This is a genomic window from Pseudomonas arsenicoxydans, assembly GCF_900103875.1.
Taxonomy (GTDB): Bacteria; Pseudomonadota; Gammaproteobacteria; order Pseudomonadales; family Pseudomonadaceae; genus Aquipseudomonas; species Aquipseudomonas arsenicoxydans.
The window spans coordinates 5230787-5247598 of the sequence record NZ_LT629705.1 but is presented as its reverse complement, the minus strand read 5'-3'; the positions used below and the strand labels follow the sequence as shown (position 1 = coordinate 5247598).

Annotated in this window: 15 protein-coding genes and 4 pseudogenes; 8 read left to right on the top strand and 11 right to left on the bottom strand. The window is 54.5% G+C overall.

Annotated features, from left to right (window positions below; genetic code table 11):
- Positions 1-88: 88 nt before the first annotated feature.
- Both BLQ41_RS24440 and BLQ41_RS24435 read left to right on the top strand, forming a co-directional pair.
- Positions 89-1198: an alkene reductase gene (locus BLQ41_RS24440; RefSeq protein WP_157695045.1), complete on the top strand. Its 1110-nt coding sequence runs from the start codon at positions 89-91 to the stop codon at positions 1196-1198.
- Positions 1199-1243: 45 nt separating this feature from the next.
- Positions 1244-2455: an MFS transporter gene (locus BLQ41_RS24435; protein WP_090185530.1), complete on the top strand. Its 1212-nt coding sequence runs from the start codon at positions 1244-1246 to the stop codon at positions 2453-2455.
- 87 nt (positions 2456-2542) lie between these two features.
- Here BLQ41_RS24435 and BLQ41_RS24430 read toward each other — a convergent pair whose 3' ends face one another.
- Entirely contained in the window at positions 2543-3487 is a 945-nt protein-coding gene (locus tag BLQ41_RS24430) for a GlxA family transcriptional regulator (RefSeq protein ID WP_090185527.1), read from the bottom strand.
- A gap of 129 nt (positions 3488-3616) precedes the next feature.
- On the opposite strand from BLQ41_RS24430, the gene BLQ41_RS24425 reads away from it, so the two are divergent.
- Positions 3617-4465: an SDR family NAD(P)-dependent oxidoreductase gene (locus BLQ41_RS24425; protein ID WP_157695044.1), complete on the top strand. Its 849-nt coding sequence runs from the start codon at positions 3617-3619 to the stop codon at positions 4463-4465.
- A gap of 89 nt (positions 4466-4554) precedes the next feature.
- Here the strand turns inward: BLQ41_RS24425 and BLQ41_RS24420 are convergent, their stop codons facing one another.
- Entirely contained in the window at positions 4555-5163 is a 609-nt protein-coding gene (locus BLQ41_RS24420) for a short chain dehydrogenase (protein ID WP_090185521.1), read from the bottom strand.
- 125 nt (positions 5164-5288) lie between these two features.
- Here BLQ41_RS24420 and BLQ41_RS24415 point away from each other — a divergent pair, with 125 nt between their 5' ends.
- Complete coding sequence (locus tag BLQ41_RS24415) at positions 5289-6164, top strand: LysR family transcriptional regulator (protein ID WP_269458061.1); 876 nt, start codon at positions 5289-5291, stop codon at positions 6162-6164.
- A 366-nt stretch (positions 6165-6530) separates the two neighbouring features.
- Here the strand turns inward: BLQ41_RS24415 and BLQ41_RS24410 are convergent, their stop codons facing one another.
- Positions 6531-7142, bottom strand: coding sequence for an EcsC family protein (locus BLQ41_RS24410; protein WP_231997067.1), 612 nt, complete (start codon positions 7140-7142; stop codon positions 6531-6533).
- A gap of 193 nt (positions 7143-7335) precedes the next feature.
- A pseudogene (locus BLQ41_RS24405) lies at positions 7336-7965 on the bottom strand (transposase); the annotation flags it as partial.
- Here BLQ41_RS24405 and BLQ41_RS31065 point away from each other — a divergent pair.
- Positions 7879-8133 carry a hypothetical protein gene (locus BLQ41_RS31065; RefSeq protein ID WP_231997136.1) on the top strand — a complete coding sequence of 85 codons (255 nt, stop codon included), beginning with the start codon at positions 7879-7881 and terminating at the stop codon, positions 8131-8133. The pseudogene BLQ41_RS24405 and the gene BLQ41_RS31065 overlap by 87 nt on opposite strands.
- On the top strand, positions 8117-8416 hold the full coding sequence (locus BLQ41_RS24400; protein ID WP_231997066.1) for a response regulator: 300 nt from the start codon (positions 8117-8119) through the stop codon (positions 8414-8416). The genes BLQ41_RS31065 and BLQ41_RS24400 overlap by 17 nt, the downstream gene beginning before the upstream one ends.
- 108 nt (positions 8417-8524) lie before the next feature.
- Here BLQ41_RS24400 and BLQ41_RS24395 read toward each other — a convergent pair.
- Positions 8525-8686, bottom strand: a pseudogene (locus BLQ41_RS24395) (NUDIX domain-containing protein); the annotation flags it as partial.
- Between the two features lie 232 nt (positions 8687-8918).
- Between BLQ41_RS24395 and BLQ41_RS24385 the strand changes: the two are divergent.
- Positions 8919-10292 carry a transposase gene (locus BLQ41_RS24385; protein ID WP_090180061.1) on the top strand — a complete coding sequence of 458 codons (1374 nt, stop codon included), beginning with the start codon at positions 8919-8921 and terminating at the stop codon, positions 10290-10292.
- Between the two features lie 1108 nt (positions 10293-11400).
- Here BLQ41_RS24385 and BLQ41_RS24380 read toward each other — a convergent pair.
- The 4 genes and pseudogenes from BLQ41_RS24380 to BLQ41_RS24365 form a co-directional block, all read right to left on the bottom strand.
- Positions 11401-11661 (bottom strand): DUF6429 family protein, encoded by a 261-nt coding sequence (locus BLQ41_RS24380; protein ID WP_090185507.1) that lies wholly within the window; start codon positions 11659-11661, stop codon positions 11401-11403.
- Between the two features lie 67 nt (positions 11662-11728).
- Positions 11729-13224, bottom strand: a pseudogene (tnpC, locus tag BLQ41_RS24375) (IS66 family transposase).
- An 18-nt stretch (positions 13225-13242) separates the two neighbouring features.
- Positions 13243-13602, bottom strand: a complete 360-nt coding sequence (gene tnpB, locus BLQ41_RS24370; RefSeq protein WP_019412232.1) for an IS66 family insertion sequence element accessory protein TnpB — start codon at positions 13600-13602, stop codon at positions 13243-13245.
- Positions 13603-13858: 256 nt separating this feature from the next.
- The gene (locus BLQ41_RS24365; protein WP_090185502.1) at positions 13859-14980 is read right to left on the bottom strand and encodes a low temperature requirement protein A; all 1122 of its coding nucleotides are present in this window, start codon (positions 14978-14980) and stop codon (positions 13859-13861) included.
- A 144-nt stretch (positions 14981-15124) separates the two neighbouring features.
- Here BLQ41_RS24365 and BLQ41_RS24360 point away from each other — a divergent pair.
- Positions 15125-15274: pseudogene (locus BLQ41_RS24360) on the top strand (helix-turn-helix domain-containing protein); the annotation flags it as partial.
- Between the two features lie 56 nt (positions 15275-15330).
- Here the strand turns inward: BLQ41_RS24360 and BLQ41_RS24355 are convergent.
- Complete coding sequence (locus BLQ41_RS24355) at positions 15331-15876, bottom strand: DinB family protein (RefSeq protein ID WP_090188799.1); 546 nt, start codon at positions 15874-15876, stop codon at positions 15331-15333.
- Between the two features lie 85 nt (positions 15877-15961).
- The gene (locus BLQ41_RS24350; RefSeq protein ID WP_090185500.1) at positions 15962-16591 is read right to left on the bottom strand and encodes a LysE family translocator; all 630 of its coding nucleotides are present in this window, start codon (positions 16589-16591) and stop codon (positions 15962-15964) included.
- Positions 16592-16812: the final 221 nt, after the last annotated feature.

Genomic DNA, 16812 nt, shown 5'->3' with positions numbered 1-16812 from the left:
GCTCGTCCGCCACGCTGGGTGAAACCCAAGTCCTGCGTCTGCAATTCATTACCCCTTTTTGACTTCAGCTATTGCGGAGTACTTGCTCATGTCCATCGAAAATCTTTATGCCCCCCTGCGATTGGGTTCGCTGCAACTGCCTCATCGCATCGTCATGGCCCCCCTGACGCGCATGCGTTCAGCTGCCGGTGGCGTACCGACTGCCCTGAGCGCCGAGTATTACGCTCAACGTGCTTCAGCCGCGTTAATCATTACCGAAGCCACGGGCGTCAGTGTGCAGGGCATGGGTTATCCGAATATGCCGGGGCTGTACTCGGCCGAGCAAGTGGCCGGATGGTCCGCAGTGACCAAGGCAGTGCACGCTCAAGGCGGGCGCATCATTGCGCAAATCGTGCATAGCGGGCGGACCTCACATTCTTCCTATAGCCCCGAGGGCGCTTTGCCGGTGGCGCCATCTGCATTGGCTCCGGTCGACGGCCAGGCGTTCACACCCGAATTTTCGCTGGTGCCTTTCGAAACCCCGCGCGCTCTGGACATCGATGAACTGCCCGGCATCGTCAATGACTTTCGTCAGGCCGCTGAAAATGCGATGGCCGCAGGCTTTGATGGGGTCGAAATTCACAGTGCCAACGGTTACCTCCTCGACCAATTTCTTCAGGACAACAGCAACCTGCGTGAAGATGCCTACGGCGGTTCGATAGCAGGCCGCGCTCGCCTGCTTCTGAATGTGGTCGATGCGATCGCCCACACCATCGGCGCGGACAAAGTGGGGGTACGTCTGTCGCCGTCGGGCAATTTCAATGACATGAAGGAAAGCAACCCCACGGACCTGTTCAGCTATGTCATCCAGGCATTGAGCGAGCGTGGCGTCGCTTATCTGCATTTGATCGAGCCTCGCGCTTCGTCGGTAGGCCTGGGTGATGACCTGAGTTTGGATGTCGCCAACAACGCTCGATTATTCCGCCGTCTTTTTAAAGGACCGGTGATCTCGGCGGGAGGCTACACCGCGCAGAGTGGCAGCGAAGCGATTGCTGCCGGGGATGCCGATGCCATCGCTTACGGGCGCATGTTCATTGCCAACCCGGATCTGGCCGCTCGTTTCAAATCCGGTGCTGAATTGAACGCGTACGACCGCAACACTTTTTACGGCGGCGCCGAAGTGGGCTACACGGACTATCCGACGCTAGTTTCGGCTTGATTGAGACCCGGGTGGCTTAATTCACATTTCCACAGCTGGAATACCATGAACTCAACCCAATACATCAAAAGCAACCGGCCGCTGTATTGGCTGGCCTTAGGCACGTTTGCCGTCGGTACCGAAAGCTTCATGATCGCGGGCCTGCTTCCCGGCATGGCCAAGGATCTCGACGTCAGCGTTGCCACGGCGGGCCAGTTAGTCACTGTATTTGCCCTGGCCTATGCACTGAGTTCTCCAGTGCTGGCTGCGCTGACCGGGAACCTGAACCGGCGCAGGCTGCTGATTGGGGCCATGGCATTATTTGCGGTGGCCAATCTGCTGGCCTTCACGGCCAGTGGCTATTGGTCGTTGATGGCCGCGAGACTGGTGCTGGCGCTCGCGGCGGCAGTGTATGTGCCCGGTGCGAACGCACTGGCCAGCGTGGTCGTGCCGCCTGAACAGCGAGGCCGCGCCATCGCTATCGTCAACGGTGGACTGTCGCTCGCCATTGCCCTGGGTGTTCCGGCGGGCACCGTGCTGGGAGCGGCAATGGGTTGGCGCGCCACGTTCGGCAGCGTCGCGATCATTGCCGCGTTGGCCGTTGCCGGTTTGCTGATAGGCCTTCCACGTGAGATAGGAACCGGACTCGCTACTGCCAGCCTGCGCCAGCGCATTTCAACTGCGGCTCAGCCTGCGGTTTTGCATACGCTGCTGATCACTACGTTGTGGGCGATGGCGAGCTACACCACTTACACCTACCTCGCTCCGCTGTTGGAGGCCACCACCCTGATAAATGGCCCGGCGATAGGCTTCGTGCTATTTGGCTGGGGTGTTTCAGCCGCAATCGGCCTGGCCATCAGCGGCCGAACGGTAGACCGCAGCGGTCCGCGCGCAGTGATCCTGCCAGCGTTGGCGACATCCACTACCGCGTTCGTCGTCCTGTCGCTGGCGCCGCACTTTATCGACAAACAGTTTGTAATTGTGCCGGTTGTCCTCGCCATCGCTGCCTGGGGCGTGGCGCACTGGGCTTTTTATCCTGCCCAGCAAACGAGGCTGGTCGGCGTGGCTGGCGTTGCGAGCGCGCCGGTGGTGTTGTCGCTCAACGCCTCCTTCATGTACCTCGGTTTCTCACTGGGTGCGGGTCTTGGCTCCCTGACATTGCACTACAGCTCGTTGGCCAACCTTGGCTTTGTCAGCGCCCTCTGCACAGCAACGGCCTTGATCCTGGCCTACACATCCGGTCGTCGACCTGCACCGCAACTTCAGCCTTCAAATTAAATAATCTGCACGCTCAAAAAGTAGCGTTCCAAGAATGAATAACGGCGACCAATGGCCGCCGTTATTCTGCTGCGAAAAAATAGAAGCTTATACGTCGGCGTTAGAACCGAAGGTCCGGCGCAACGATTGCGGGGATTGGCCATATACGCGCAGGAAGGCCCGGCGCATACGTTCGCGGTCGCCAAAGCCGGTCTCCGAGGCCACCGCTTCGAGCGTTAGACGGCCCTGTTCGATCATCAATCGGGCGGCCTCCAGCCGCAGGTTTTCGATGGCCTTGGCGGGGGAGCTTCCGGTCTGCTCGCGAAAGCTTCGACTGAACTGCCGAGGGCTCAGGCACGCCGCATCCGCCAGGTCTTCTACGGAAAGGTCGCGACGCAGGTTTTTTCGAGCGAAGTCCAGTGACTGCTGAATGCGGTCGGAGCTCGGACTCAGCTCCAGCATCGCCGAATGCTGGGACTGCCCACCCGCACGGCGATGGTAAAGCACCAGCCGCTGCGAGACGGTCCGGGCCAGTGCGGCACCGTAATCCTTCTCGACCATACCGATGGTTAAATCGAGCGCAGCGGTCATGCCCGCCGAGGTCCAGATCTTGCCATCGATGATGAAGATGCGATCTTCTTCAACCTTGATTGCAGGGAATCTGTCGCGCATTTCCTTGGCGCGAGCCCAGTGCACTGTGGCTCGACGCCCATCGAGCAACCCGGACTCGGCAAGCGCAAAAGCGCCGACGCACAAAGCACCTACCCGCCGTGAATCGGCATTGGCTTCAACCAGAAAGGAGTGAATACCGTCCGACGCCGAACTGCGATCCATTGCACCGCTGATCAAGACGGTATCGAAATCAGTCTTGTTGAACTGCTGAGTATCAACCGAGGTGAACAGCGAGCTGGCGACCAGGCCACCATGCTCGGAGAGCACGCTGATGTCGTAGAGTTTTTCACCCGCAGCCAGGTTGGCAAACTCGAAAGCTGAAAGCGCAGCCAGGCTCATCAACTGAAAATCGGGCCGTACGATTAACGCCACACTTTGCATAAAGACTCCCGTTCGCCCAGTTGAACACTGGCTTGACGCATGGACCCTGGTGACATGCGAAACGTTAGCATGCGCGAAAATCGCGGGACTGCAAGCAGAACCGCGATTTCGCCAGGGGGTTAGCGTTTTGTGCCGGGTAAATCAGTAGGGCCGGCGCGCGCGAAGGCCGAAAACGATGGTTTTACGGCCTTTACCGACATTAAGGCGCTCTCTACTCTGATCGTATTTCATGCACCCGCCTTTGGAGCAAACCGCATGTCTCATAAAGGCACGGCCGTCATAACCGGCGCAGATACCGCAATAGGCACAGCTTTCGCCCATCGACTGGCACAGCGGGGTTACGACTTGATTTTGATTGCGGAAAATCGGCCGCGATTAATGACACTCGCTGCATCGCTCACCGACTCCAGCGGTCGTTCTGTTGAAGTGTTGAATGCCGATTTGGCAGTGTCCGCCGAAGTGCTCCGCATTGAGAGCGTACTAAGCCAGGACGCCAGTATCACGTTGCTGATCAACCATCACGACATCACGGAGGAGCATGAGATAGGGGCGACAATCGCCTTGGGCGTGACAGCTCCCGTATGCTTGTCTTATGCCTTGGCGAATGGTTTCGTAAAACGGGACACCGGAACAGTGATCAACCTGGTGCCCGTGTTCGAGGCGAGTTCCGGCGCTGCCATAGAGTCGGCGAGTAGCGCTTTTCTGCTCTCGCTATCCGACACGCTGCAACAGCGCTTCAATAACGTAGCCGTACGTGTTCAAGCCGTTTTGTATGCGGGGTTACAGCCGATCCAATTCCAGAGCGCAGTGGCCATCGTGGACGCAGCGCTAGAGGATTTTGATTGTGGAGAAGCCATCTCGCTACCCACGTTTGCCCATCGGGTGGCGTGGGATGCTTTCGTGGCCGCCCGGATGGAATTGTTCAGCGGGGTAGGGGGCGGGTCCATCATCGTGCCGCCTGCGCGTCTGCTCCATTGAAACGTGGGGATAGGGTATAGCTCAACCGGACATGTCTGTTATCGATCGTGGCAGTCGGGGCATACGCAGAGTGCCGCGAGCTCTCTAATTCAATGACCAACCCGATATACGCGACCGCTCTGCACGCCTTCCACGCTGCGTCGATAGGCCATTGCTACACGGATCGCCGGCACGCTTTCGTAGCCAGGAAAGTACGGACCAAACCGGTCCATCGATTCCGTCAGCACTGTCGGACTAACTGCGTTGATGCGGATGCCTCGTGAAAGATCGCACGCAGCAGCACGCACGAACCCTTCTATCCCAGCGTTCGACGCTGCGGCATTGGAGCCCTGCGCAATCGGATCATCGACAGCGATGCCAGAGGTCAGCGTGATCGACCCGCCGTCGTTCAGATAATGCTGACCAACCAGCGCGACGCGCACCTGACTTAGCAGCTTGTCCTGCAAGCCTTTGTTGAAGTCGGCCGCCGTCATTTTTTCGATTGGAGCGAGGATTACATTACCTGCGGTAGCAATGATGGCGTCGATTTTTCCGATCTTCTTGAACAACGCCCCCACGCTGTCATCACTGGCGATGTCAACCTGGTGGTCGCCTTGGGTGCGACCGACGCGAATGATTTCGTGTTTGCCGCCACGCCCAAGCTCATCCGCTACCGAACGACCTACATCACCACTGGCACCAATTATTACGATCTTCATAGAACACTCCTTTTCGAGTTCAGGTTGGAACGCCACTATTGTGTATCGAACCATCAAGGTGATAAATGTGCTCTAATTTCAGACTCTACTAACCTACAGTTAGCAATATGGACAAACTTCGTTCTATGGAAACCTTCGTTGCCGTCGTGGAGGGAGGCAACTTCACCGAGGCAGCGCGGCGGCTTGAAATATCGGCGGTAATGGTTGGAAAGTATGTGCGTGAACTAGAAGGGCGCCTCGGTGCGCGCTTGCTTGAGCGCACCACACGACGTCAGAGCCTGACTGATGCTGGTCGCGCTTTTTACGAAGACGCCAAGCGTGTGCTTGAACACGTACGTATCGCCGAAACCTCGATCGAACGGTTGCGCGCTTCGCCATCCGGCACGTTGCGCATTAGCGCTCCAATCACCTTTGGCTCGTGTGTCATCGCTCCTCTGGCTGCGACTTTCCAGCAGAAATATCCGCTCGTGCGCATTGAACTGGAATTGAGCAATCGCGTCGTTGACCTTATTGACGACGGTTTTGATCTGGCGATCCGCATTGGTGATCTGGGCGATGCCGACCTGATAGCAAGGCCGCTGACCATGTATCGAATGGTGATCTGTGCGTCGCCGGACTACCTCGCCCGACATGGCCGACCAGAGACACCACAGGACCTGAGCGCGCATCACTGCCTTTCTCACACAGTGTGGAACAGCCGCAACGGCTGGAAACTCAAAGGCTGGGATGGGGTGCAGTTGCCGATTGACCCAGTCTTCACATGCAATGATGGCAACGGACTGCGCATGGCAGCGATCGCCGGTGCGGGGTTGTTGCTGCAGCCCGAAGTTCTGGTGGCCCACGATCTTGCAAGCGGGACGTTGGTGCCGGTCCTGCAAGCCTACTTGCCCGAACCACACCCTATCCATATCGTGCATCGACACGATCGGCGACCGCTGCCAAAGCTCACCCATTTTATTGCGCATTTGCTCACGCATGTGGCGGAGCAGGAGTCGCCCTAGTGCTTTCCCCGGGTTCTGGCGCCCACGAAAGGTGTTGTTGCCGCTTCAGATGTGAGAGCCAGGGAACGCTTCCAACTGGCTAGGTGGCACATCGATCAGGAAACAGTCCTCGATTAGAGGCTCAGAAAACGGAAAATTAAGCACGTTAAGACAAATGCTGCGGCGGCCGCTGATGTCGTTGAAATACAAAACGCCCGATGCAATGCATCGGGCGTTGGGGTGAAACAGGTGTAAACCTATTCAGGACTAGACACTAGACAAAAGTAAACCCGTCCCTTTTTTCCAATTACCCCCGCAAACTTAACCAGTGGCGAGGGGGCTCACGCCTTGGCCACGGGGAAATCCGGCTATCACTCACGCGGGACGTTATGCCGTCGCGACTTCTTTTGGTGTAAATGTATCGCGCGCGACGTTACCGATGGTGTTGGTCGTGTAGGCATCGAAACTTCCACCAATCAAGCCACCCAGCAGGGGCACGGCTTTACCGAGATTGATCACGCCTTTTTCACCAAATTTGGTGAACAGCTTGAAGCCTACCTTTTTGTTTATCTCTATCAGCGTTTTACCGGAAATCGACTTCACGGCGTTCATCGCCAGCTTGTTGCCGACGGCAATGCCGATGTCTTTCAACACTTCCTTGGCGGAGTTGGCTGTGAGGCAGGCGAATACTAGGGTCTTTACCTTGTCATCCTTGACGTCGTAGCCGCCCAAGTGGGCGATGGCGGCGATCATGCGAATTTGTACGAAAAGCACACTCGTGATGTTGGCGGGCAACGCGACGGGCAGTGTGATCAATCCACCCAGGCCGGTAATGAAGCCTGAGGTGGCCGATTTGGTGTTCTGCCAGCGAATCAGAGAATTAGCTTGATCGTAGGTAGGGCCTTCATCCTTGGCATAGCTGGCTGCGAGCTCCTCGGCGGAATCAAGACCGGAGAATCCATTCACAGATCTCTCGTAGGCCCAGTCGAGGACTTGCATTATCTTTTCTTGACTTATCAGTTCCATCTTCAGTCTCAGCGTATGATTGATGGCCTTATGATGCCACACATGTTTCGTTATCCGCATTACCTTGCTTTGAACAATTTTCCTTCGCCACATCCATTAGGTGGGGAGGTCGGCCAGATGATTCTCAGATTTATTTTTAGGAAAATAGGTCCGTCCCGAATGGCACTTACTTAACATGTTTTGCGTGCCCATTTTTCCTGACATCTGCCCTTGCTGACCGACGTGGTTTGGTCAGCAAGGGGTAGGCTTGAGGTCTTCGTTTTATGGCTCGCGGCTCGATACGACCAGGCCGGTTTCCAACGCGCCTTTGAGCGATCAGCGTCAATAAATTTGAAAGGCCATTCTCTTCTTCAGGGCTGCCATATTGTCGCAGCGCCAGCCATAGCTGAAGGCTGTGTTTGAAGCTCAGTTCGCGAGGTAAACAGTCAGCTAACAGAGCCGATTGTGCCATCAGCATTCGGATCATATTGTGAGCTAACAGATAGACCCATAACTCCTTTACTGCCATGCCTGGGGTTTTGCAGCTCAACTTTCCAAGTCCCAGCGTAGCTTTGAGATTTCGCAAATCCAGCTCGACATGCCATCGCCCCTTGTACAAAGATTTGAGGGCTGTTTTGGGTGTCTGCCTCGGGCAATGCAACGTGGTCACCAATGTCTTTCCGCCAGCCTTCAGCTCCCGCACTGTCAGTCTTTCAGGCGCCTGTTCGTAATGCGCCTGACTCATCCAGGGTGGCCTTCTTTCGGGCTTTTTCAACTCGATCGGCCGTTTTCTGCCTATCGCGAAGGGCTGAAAACGGCAATCCATGGTGCAGTAAACACCGCTGATCAGATGACCGAAACGCCAGCATCGGTTGCAGCATTATTAAAAGATGGGCAATCGAGAACCCACACCATGACGTCAACTGTGCTGATCGTAGAAGATGACGAAATCCTGCGTAGCCTGACGGTTGACGCCATATCTTGATCTGGAGATGGTGGACTGTGCCTCGGCCGATGATGCTCTCTTTGTGCTGGAAGACCATCCTTCTATTGCACTGGTGATTACCGACATTTGCATGCCGGGCAGCATGGACGGACTGGAATTGGCGAAGGTCATCTGGACACGCTGGCCGCGCTTGCCCGTCATCCTGACATCGGGTGATAGAACGGTTCCCGTCGGATTGTTGCCTGCCCACGCTATGTTCATGCGAAAACCTTGGTCACTGGATGCATTACATCAAGCGGTCAGGGCGTACCTGCCGGTTTAGTCCCAGCACCACCATTGCAAAAGCTCAACGGTGCTAAGAGACGATTTACCTTGGCGCGAAACAGAACGAGCCGGGGAGAGTTAAAGGCGGCGTAGGAATGACCTGACAATTGATTTTGTTCAGTCCCGTTTCTTCCAGGAGTTCCCGAGCAGCAGCTCCAGCAGTGGATTCGCTACTTTCTACCCTGCCACCAGGAAGAGCCCATTTTGACTTGGGCTTGCGAACGAGCAAGATTTGCCCATCTCTCACGCATATGACCGTTGCTCTCACTTTCCTCTTCTGACCCGAAAAGCTCTACGAATCCAGGATTTAGAGCCTGCCAAATTCGAAAGGTGCCAGATCGCCTTCGGAATGAGTGATTTTGATGTGTTCCTGACTGACTGCTTCTGTCCGACTTCTGTCTGTCTCGAAGGGCTGAAACCGGCCGATTCTGTTGAAAAAGTAGCTCCCCTGGCTGGCCTCCGGCAAAATCTCCGCATTGGCCGGAGGGGGATCACACAGCATGATGGGACAGTTATCGAGTGGGCAGGAGCGACTGTTTTACTCGTTCAACCTTGAAGATCACATCCCAGCCAATCACCTTCTGCGCAGCATTGATCAGTGTCTTGATCTGAGCGACCTGCGCCATTACCTCGCCGATTTCTATAGCCCGATTGGGCGTCCGTCGATTGATCCCGAACTGATGATTCGCATGCTGATCGTCGGCTATTGCTACGGCATTCGCTCAGAGCGGCGGTTGTGCGAAGAGGCCCATTTGAACCTGGCGTATCGCTGGTTCTGCCGGTTGAGCCTTGAAGACGAAATCCCCAACCACTCGACCTTTTCCAAAAATCGACACGGCCGTTTTCGGGACAGTGATCTGTTTCGCTGGTTGTTCAATGAAGTCCTGCGTCGCTGCATGGACGCCGGTCTGGTCAAGGGCGAAGGCTTTGCCGTGGACGCCAGCATCATCAAAGCGGATGCGAGTCGGCAGCGCGGCGTACCGGGAGATGAACCGGTCAACTGGAGCGATCCATCCCTGAGCACCCGCGCCGTGCGTGAGTATCTTGAGGCACTCGATGAAGAGGCTCTGGCCGAAACGCTACCGAAGCGCCTGTCGCTGACGGATCCTCAGGCCCGCTGGACCGCTGCTTCAGGCGGCCCAGCTTTCTACGCTTACTCCACGAATTATCTGATCGATACCGAGCACGGCGTGATCATGGATGTGGAACCCACACCGGCTCATCGAACCGCAGAAGTCGAGAGCACCAAGACGATGATCGATCGGGTCGAAGCGCAGTTCGACATCAAGCCAGAGCGCCTCATCGGCGACACCGCTTACGGTACAGCTCCGATGCTGGCCTGGATGGTGGAGGAAAAAGACATCGAGCCGCATGTGCCGGTGTGGGACAAAACCGAGCGCAAGAACGACAGCTTTTCGAGTAACGATTTCCACTGGAATGAAGAGGCTGAGGAATACCGCTGCCCGGCCGGCAACCCATTGCGCAGCGAATGGCGAGCCTTCAAGAATGAGCGTTCACACGTCACCAAAGCCAACACCATCATCTTCCGATCCCGACAGGCCGACTGCGCTACGTGTCCGATGAAAGCCAAGTGCTGCCCGAACACTGCGTTCCGCAAGATCGCTCGCAGCGTCCATGAAGCCGCTCGCGATGTGGCTCGACGCATCGCGGCGACGCCGGAGTATGTGCGCTCTCGCCACGAACGTAAGAAGGTTGAAATGTTGTTTGCCCACCTCAAGCGCATCCTGAAACTGGATCGCTTGCGACTACGTGGCATGAGTGGCGCGTCCGATGAGTTCACGCTGGCGGCCGCGGTACAGAACCTGCGACGTCTGGCCAAACTTGCATCTCAAGGGCCACCTTCTACGGGATAGGTGCGCCTGCACGAAGCAAAAAACCTCAAATTAACCCAATAACAGAGCAGCAAAGGTCAACGAAGGGCCGAGAAACCACTGAATGTGGTGAGTAGGTTCTCCGGTGGTGGTCGTGCCTGAGTTCAGGCGAGCTGAAAATCCGACTTTTTCAACAGAATCGGTCGAAAACGGTCGCTCGTGAGCGGCCGGTTTTAGCGATTTTCTGCCTCTCGCGGCGCTCAGAAAAGGACCCACTGCGGCCCTTTGCTGCATATACGAAACCGCGGGCGATAAAAGTCGACGCCCCTACCTTACTCAGTAACCCGCTTTTGAAGCGGGACAAAACAAAACTGTTAGGGGAACGTTCCAGAAATGGGGTAAGCGGTATCTATTCGATAGCAGTAGGGTAAAGCTAGTGATAAGGCAGCAGGTGGCGCGCTGGGCCACGAAGCAAGATACGGCTTGGATGACTAGGAAAGCTGCCAGCATTGACGACGGTCAGAAGCGACGTATGTTCCCAATGCCTTGGGGACATACGCCTACAATTGGATACGCAGTGGTGTTGATTCGCGTACCGACCGACCCCGAGGTCGCTTTGCTCTGCTCGACTTCGCCCGGTTTGCTACCGTCATGATCGCTGTCGCTGTCTACCTGCACAACTGGGGGCTTTTGGGGTTTGATGGCTGCGGTTTGAGGCAGAGTAGTATGGGTCGAACCATTAATTGCCGATGTCATGTTGATCCCCTTAAGGAACAGTAGTTTGAGTTAATACTATCGGCGTCATATTTAAAATATTCAGATATTTAACGTGAGGTCTGCTCAATTAAAATAAGTGAGATCGGTTCCCAGTCACAAGTCCGGCTGTATATTTTAAAAAGTTGTTAGTTGTGAAAAAATTGTGAGGCCTCTGTGGAAATAGGCGGTTTGATTATGACGGATTTGATACAGTCTTGCGTAATAGCAATACCGTTCCGATTCAGATACGCGCTGCAAAAGATCGATGATCAATGATCAAGGTCTGGGCGTTGCCAAGGATCAAAATGTGTCATTAGATTTAAAACGCGGTGCCTCCGCATAACGTTCGTATGCGATCCATAAACCCCACCTACCGTATGGCCGTGGTATGAAGTCAGGTATCCGAGTCGGATCCATGCTCCACTTGAGTTCTTACCCCAAACAATCGGTCGGCTATCTGCCGACCGCGCTCCAGCCCTTCAGCCGTCAACCAAATCGATTTGTTCTTGTTCACCGGATTGCTGATGAAACCATGTTCATGCAATCGGCTCATGGTCTCGAAGTCGAACCCTTTCCAAGCATTGCCGTTATCAAAACTGAAGGTTACCAACAGGGCAAGCACGGCTTCTTCAATCAGTTTGTCGTCGTATTCCATGATCGTTGCTCCGCTCGTTCTTTAAACTCACCGTAAACCCTACCAGCCATCAAGATGGACAGCGCGTTTAACTATGCGATACCGGCGAGCAGTTCCAGGGCAGTAAAGCTTCGTAATCCTCAACCGAAGAAGCTGTCGGCAGGCGCTCAAGTGCGTGGCGCAGCCACGCATAGGGCTCTTGGCCGTTGGCTTTAGCCGTCTCGACCAGGCTGTAAAGTTGAGCGCTGGCCGTCGCGCCTTTGGGCGTGTCGCTGAACAGCCAATTCTTGCGCCCGATCACGAAGGGCCGGATCGCACGCTCGGCGGCGTTGTTGTCGATCGGCAAGTAACCGGCTTCGGTGTAGCGCACCAACTTGATCCAGTTGCTGGCCAGGTAGCTGATGGCTTTGCCCAATGCATTTTGCGCAGTCACTTGTGGCTGGGTTTTCTCCAGCCATGTGTGCAACTGGGCCAACACCGGCAGGCTGTTTTGCTGTCGGCTTTCATGGCGATGTTCATCGCCGACTTCTTTTAAATCTCGCTCGATACCGTACAGCTTGTTGATCAGATTCAGGGCGATATCCGCACGCCCGGTTTTGCCCTTAGGCTGCACCTTTTGCGCCTCGACAAACTTGCGTCGCGCATGTGCCCAACAGCCTAAACGTTCGACACCGGATTGCGCACCCAAGGCGTTATAACCGGCGTAATCGTCGGTCATCAGGTAACCGCGATAACCTTCGAGCAGGCGCGACGGAACCTCCTGCGCCCGACTGGTCGAGTAGTCAAAAAGGATCACCGGCTGATTCGGCGGCCCGCCGGTTTGCACCCACATCCAGGATTGGCTGGCGGGGTCTCGATCAGGCTCTTTCATCACTTGGATACGCGTTTCATCGCAGTGGATCACACGACTTTCCAGCAGCCGATCCCGCATCAAATTGATCAAGGGCTGCAGGTGTTCGCCGCACTGGATAACCCAGCGCGCCAAGGTCTGGCGTGGAATATCGACGCCGTGGCGACCGAGGACTTTTTCGAAGCGATGCAGCGGCAAACCGTCGACGTATTTGGTCGTCAGCAACATCGCCAACACACTGGGGCTGGCCATGCTCTTTTCGATCAGTTGCGCAGGCTTGTCTGCGGTAACCGGTGCGGTTTCGCAATCGCGGCAACCGTAGACCTTGCGCACATGTTTGATCACGCGGATTTGCATCGGCACGATCTCCAGCTGCTCGCTGATTTCCTCGCCAATGGCGTACTTGCGGCAACCGCAGGCGCAGGTCAGCTCGTGCTCGGGCAGTTCGTGAATGACTTCGATACGCGGAAGGTCGGCGCTACGACCTCTTCTTCAACCGCTTCGTCGACCAACTCGGCGACGCTTTCAGCTTCGTTGAACAAGGCCATTTGCGGGGTCGCAGGATCGGCAGTCTGCTCTGACTTGCGCCCGAAAAGACGCTGACGCAACAGCGCGTTTTCTTCTTCGAGATGAACGATCTTGCCCTTATCCGACTCGCGCTCACTCAGCATTTGCTCAAGCAGCTGCTTGAGCAAAACAGGGCCGTCAGGAAGGTCTTTGGGCATGGAAATCATGCCCTGGATTATACCGAATCAGGCGACAAATCGAGGCGTCAAAACTTGATGCGGACGGTTGCGCCACAAATCAAAACCGTCCAATAACCAGTTGAGTTCTTGAACCGTCAGCACGATGGCTTCATCCGAACAATCCGGCGATGTTTTGAAGCGCTCGGATTCCAGCCGCTTTAGCCAAAGGCAAAAGCCGTTGCGCTCCCAATACAAAATCTTCACTCGGTTGCGAGGCTTGTTGAGGAACACGAAAAGCACCGGGTCAAACACCGCGACCTTGATGTCCAGTTCGACCAGAGCGGCGAGGCCGTCAATGGATTTTCGGAAGTCGACAGGCTTGGGATAGAGATAGACTTTTTCGACTTTTGCGTCGGGACGCATCATGAGGTGCTGGCTCCGGAAAGGAATCGGGAGCACAGCATCGGGGATCAGGTGATGACTTTGAATGTGGGGTTTATGGAGCGCTTACTAACGTTCTTCCTTGCCGCGACGGCGATAGCAGGACCCAAAGCTGCAAAGGCAACCCCAATAGCGACTTACTCGCCCGGCAAGGATTAGCCCAGCCTACGAGCAACATAGGGCAGTTGGATTGGAAAATTGATCAATCCCCTTTTCCTTGCTCGCGGGCGCTCACCCCAAACTATGGCCTATTAATAAAGATTCCACGATATCTGAAATTTAGGAAAACATAACAGATCATGGTTGCTGTTAGGCCGACCAATATGTACTCGACGCGGGGCATGAATATAACCAACCCACCCAAAGACAACACGATCAAGGTGTTTTGTAGTATGTATTTTCTTATTTTAGGTACGGCTATGAAATAGCCATATTGCTTGCCTATGAAAAATAAGGCCATGCCGATGATTGACATAATCTGGAAATCGCGTATCGCAATGTCATTCAGGATCGCATGTCTGATCAAATTTGCAAGAAGTGCTAGCCCCATAAATAGAAAAAGGTGCGAGTAGATTAAGGCGTGCCCAGTCATATTGCTTTCATTATTGCTCAGCAGGTAAAAGCTTTCAAAATAGATCCACCAGATACTGCAAATCATGATAAATCCGGTGATTGCCGTCATCACATTATAACGATCCCATTGAATGTTAGATAACCCTGCAGAAAGGCTAATTACTGACTCGCCCAATAAGATGAGGGTGAGCAAGCCTAATCGTTCAACCAAGTGTTCTGTATGTGCTGGCAATGGCTTTAGTATACTCCCAACAAATACAGGCAAGAGAACGTCAAGAAAAATCCCAAAGTAAGCGACGAGGTAACGCATAGGTGGGTCAAAAAGAACGGATGAAATAGTAACAACTGCGCTAACTAACAGGGCAAAGCCAAGCCTGGAGGCGAATTCGCCACGGCCATCGAGTTTACTTCTGGACGAAATGTACATAATACTGATGATGACACGTATACCAAAATAACAGGCAATAACAAGTGGATAGTTTACTTCTGGTTTTTCCCCAATCAGTGCAGAAAGCACGATGAGCAGCAACATTATAAATAATGTTGCCAAACGGTGAGGGTTACTGTCTGTATCAAACCTGTTGGAGTAAATCGTGTGACTAGACCAGAGCCACCATAATGGAACAAAAAGCAGTAAAAACGTCCATAACTGTTCATGCTCAAAGTGGCCTTGATGAACATCTCCGAGAATATGCGTAACCTTGCCAATTGCAACAACAAAAATCAGGTCAAAAAACAACTCTAACCATGTGGCGTGTCGATTTTTTTCATAATATTTCAGAGACTTCATTCGCTGCTGGCTCCGTGTGCACCTCTTTAATGTAGAAGGAAACTAACGGATAAGCGAACGGGTGGCCGGGTATAGGCGTCAACCTTGGGCGCGGTCGCAAAAACTGAGTGCAGCACCTGACTTTTTCTGTACGGTGTTGCCCCTATGTCCTGTAACGAACTCGGCGTCGAAGGACGCGTCACCATCCCGCTCGGCCAAGCCCAAGGCTTTAGTCAGCGAAGGATCGCCCGCTTGATCAACCGAGCGCCCTCGACGGTAAGTCGGGAGTTGCGTCGCAACCGAGAGGCCTGTGGCATCAAATTTGAGCCCGCACCAGCTGTCGACCCACACAGGTCTGGCGCTAGGCTTTTCTACTTTGTGCAGGGCTCGGATGGAATGAGGAGGACCAGATCCGTATCACCTATGTCGACACCCGCTTGTGAAAGCAAGGTAGTCACTTGTCCACGGTGATGCGTCTGATGATTGAAGAAATGCATGACCAAACCATAAAAGCACCTGTCAGCGGGTATTCCATTCATGCTTGTGTAATTGAGGGTGTGATCTAGATCCGACTCTGCAATGGAGCAAGACCACTCGACAATTGTCTGATCGAGCCACTCTCGATGTGCCGAAAGTTCTCGGATATTCGAGAACAGCAACTGGTCGAGGCTTTTGAGCGTAGGAAGCTGCCGAATCGGTCCCAGAGCCAAGTAGTTCGCTGGGTGCTTGGCGAATCGCTTTAGCCAGACAGTATCGCCGGCCACCAGATGGTTCAACGTCCCGAGAATTGAACCAAAGAATGCTTTCCTATCCACTGAGAGTTCTGCATCTGGCAGGCTTCTGGCTGCCTCATAAATGTTTGCATTCATCCACTCGTTATAGGTCGCCATTAGGCGGATATGACTGGTTCGGCTCATCATGCTCATCCCTTCAATGAATACTTCATAAGCGATCCACGCTCATCTTGAAAGCCAGTCTAGTGTTGGGCAGCCGGGCGACCCTTTAAAGCGGCCGGTTGAGCACCAGCAAACGTGCCGCCAGAGCTGTCATCACCGCAGCGAAGCCATAAGCACCAAGGCGTTTGGATATCAAGCCGTTGCGCAGACGCCCATGCAGCTTTCCGGCGCAAAATCCGAGCAGGGAATGGAAGATCAATGCGATCAGCGCAAGCAACAAACCCAAGAACATCAATTGCGAGGTGACGCTGCTGGCACCTACGGTGACGAACTGCGGCAGGAATACCATGAAGAACAATAGCGCCTTGGGGTTTAACAGGCTGTTGAGCGTGGCTCGGGCCAAGATCTTGCGAAACAGAGCCTGTGTAGCTTGAGTATCAGTATCCGCAGGAGGAGTCTTCAATGCCTGCCAGGCCAGCCACATCAGATAACAAGCCCCGGCCCACCGTATTAAGTCAAACGCTGGCGCCCAACTCATCACCAGCGCACCGAGACCTGCGCTGACCATGACGGTCATCAGCACATCGGCCAGGGATATTCCCAGTGCTGCGGCGAGGCCGGCGCGCCAGCCGTGAGCAACTGCATGGCTGCTGACGAAAGCCATGTTAGGGCCAGGCACGATCAGCAACAGCAAGGCGGCAACAACGAATAGGTAGAGGTTGGTGGCGTCCGGCATAGAGCGATACCTCCTTGAGTGTGGGGTAATGCTAACCGGTAGTCGTCAGGCACAAGCAGATACAGTGGGGATGGATTTTGCCGCAACAGTGTGGTGTGAAGAGGCAAAATAATTCGTTCGACAGCATGGTAAAACACGTTCGAGCGGCTGCTATTGGCTGAACAATACGACTGGATTGCGAGATAAAGAAATTCCCAACTGGTCATTAGTCATGGACTATA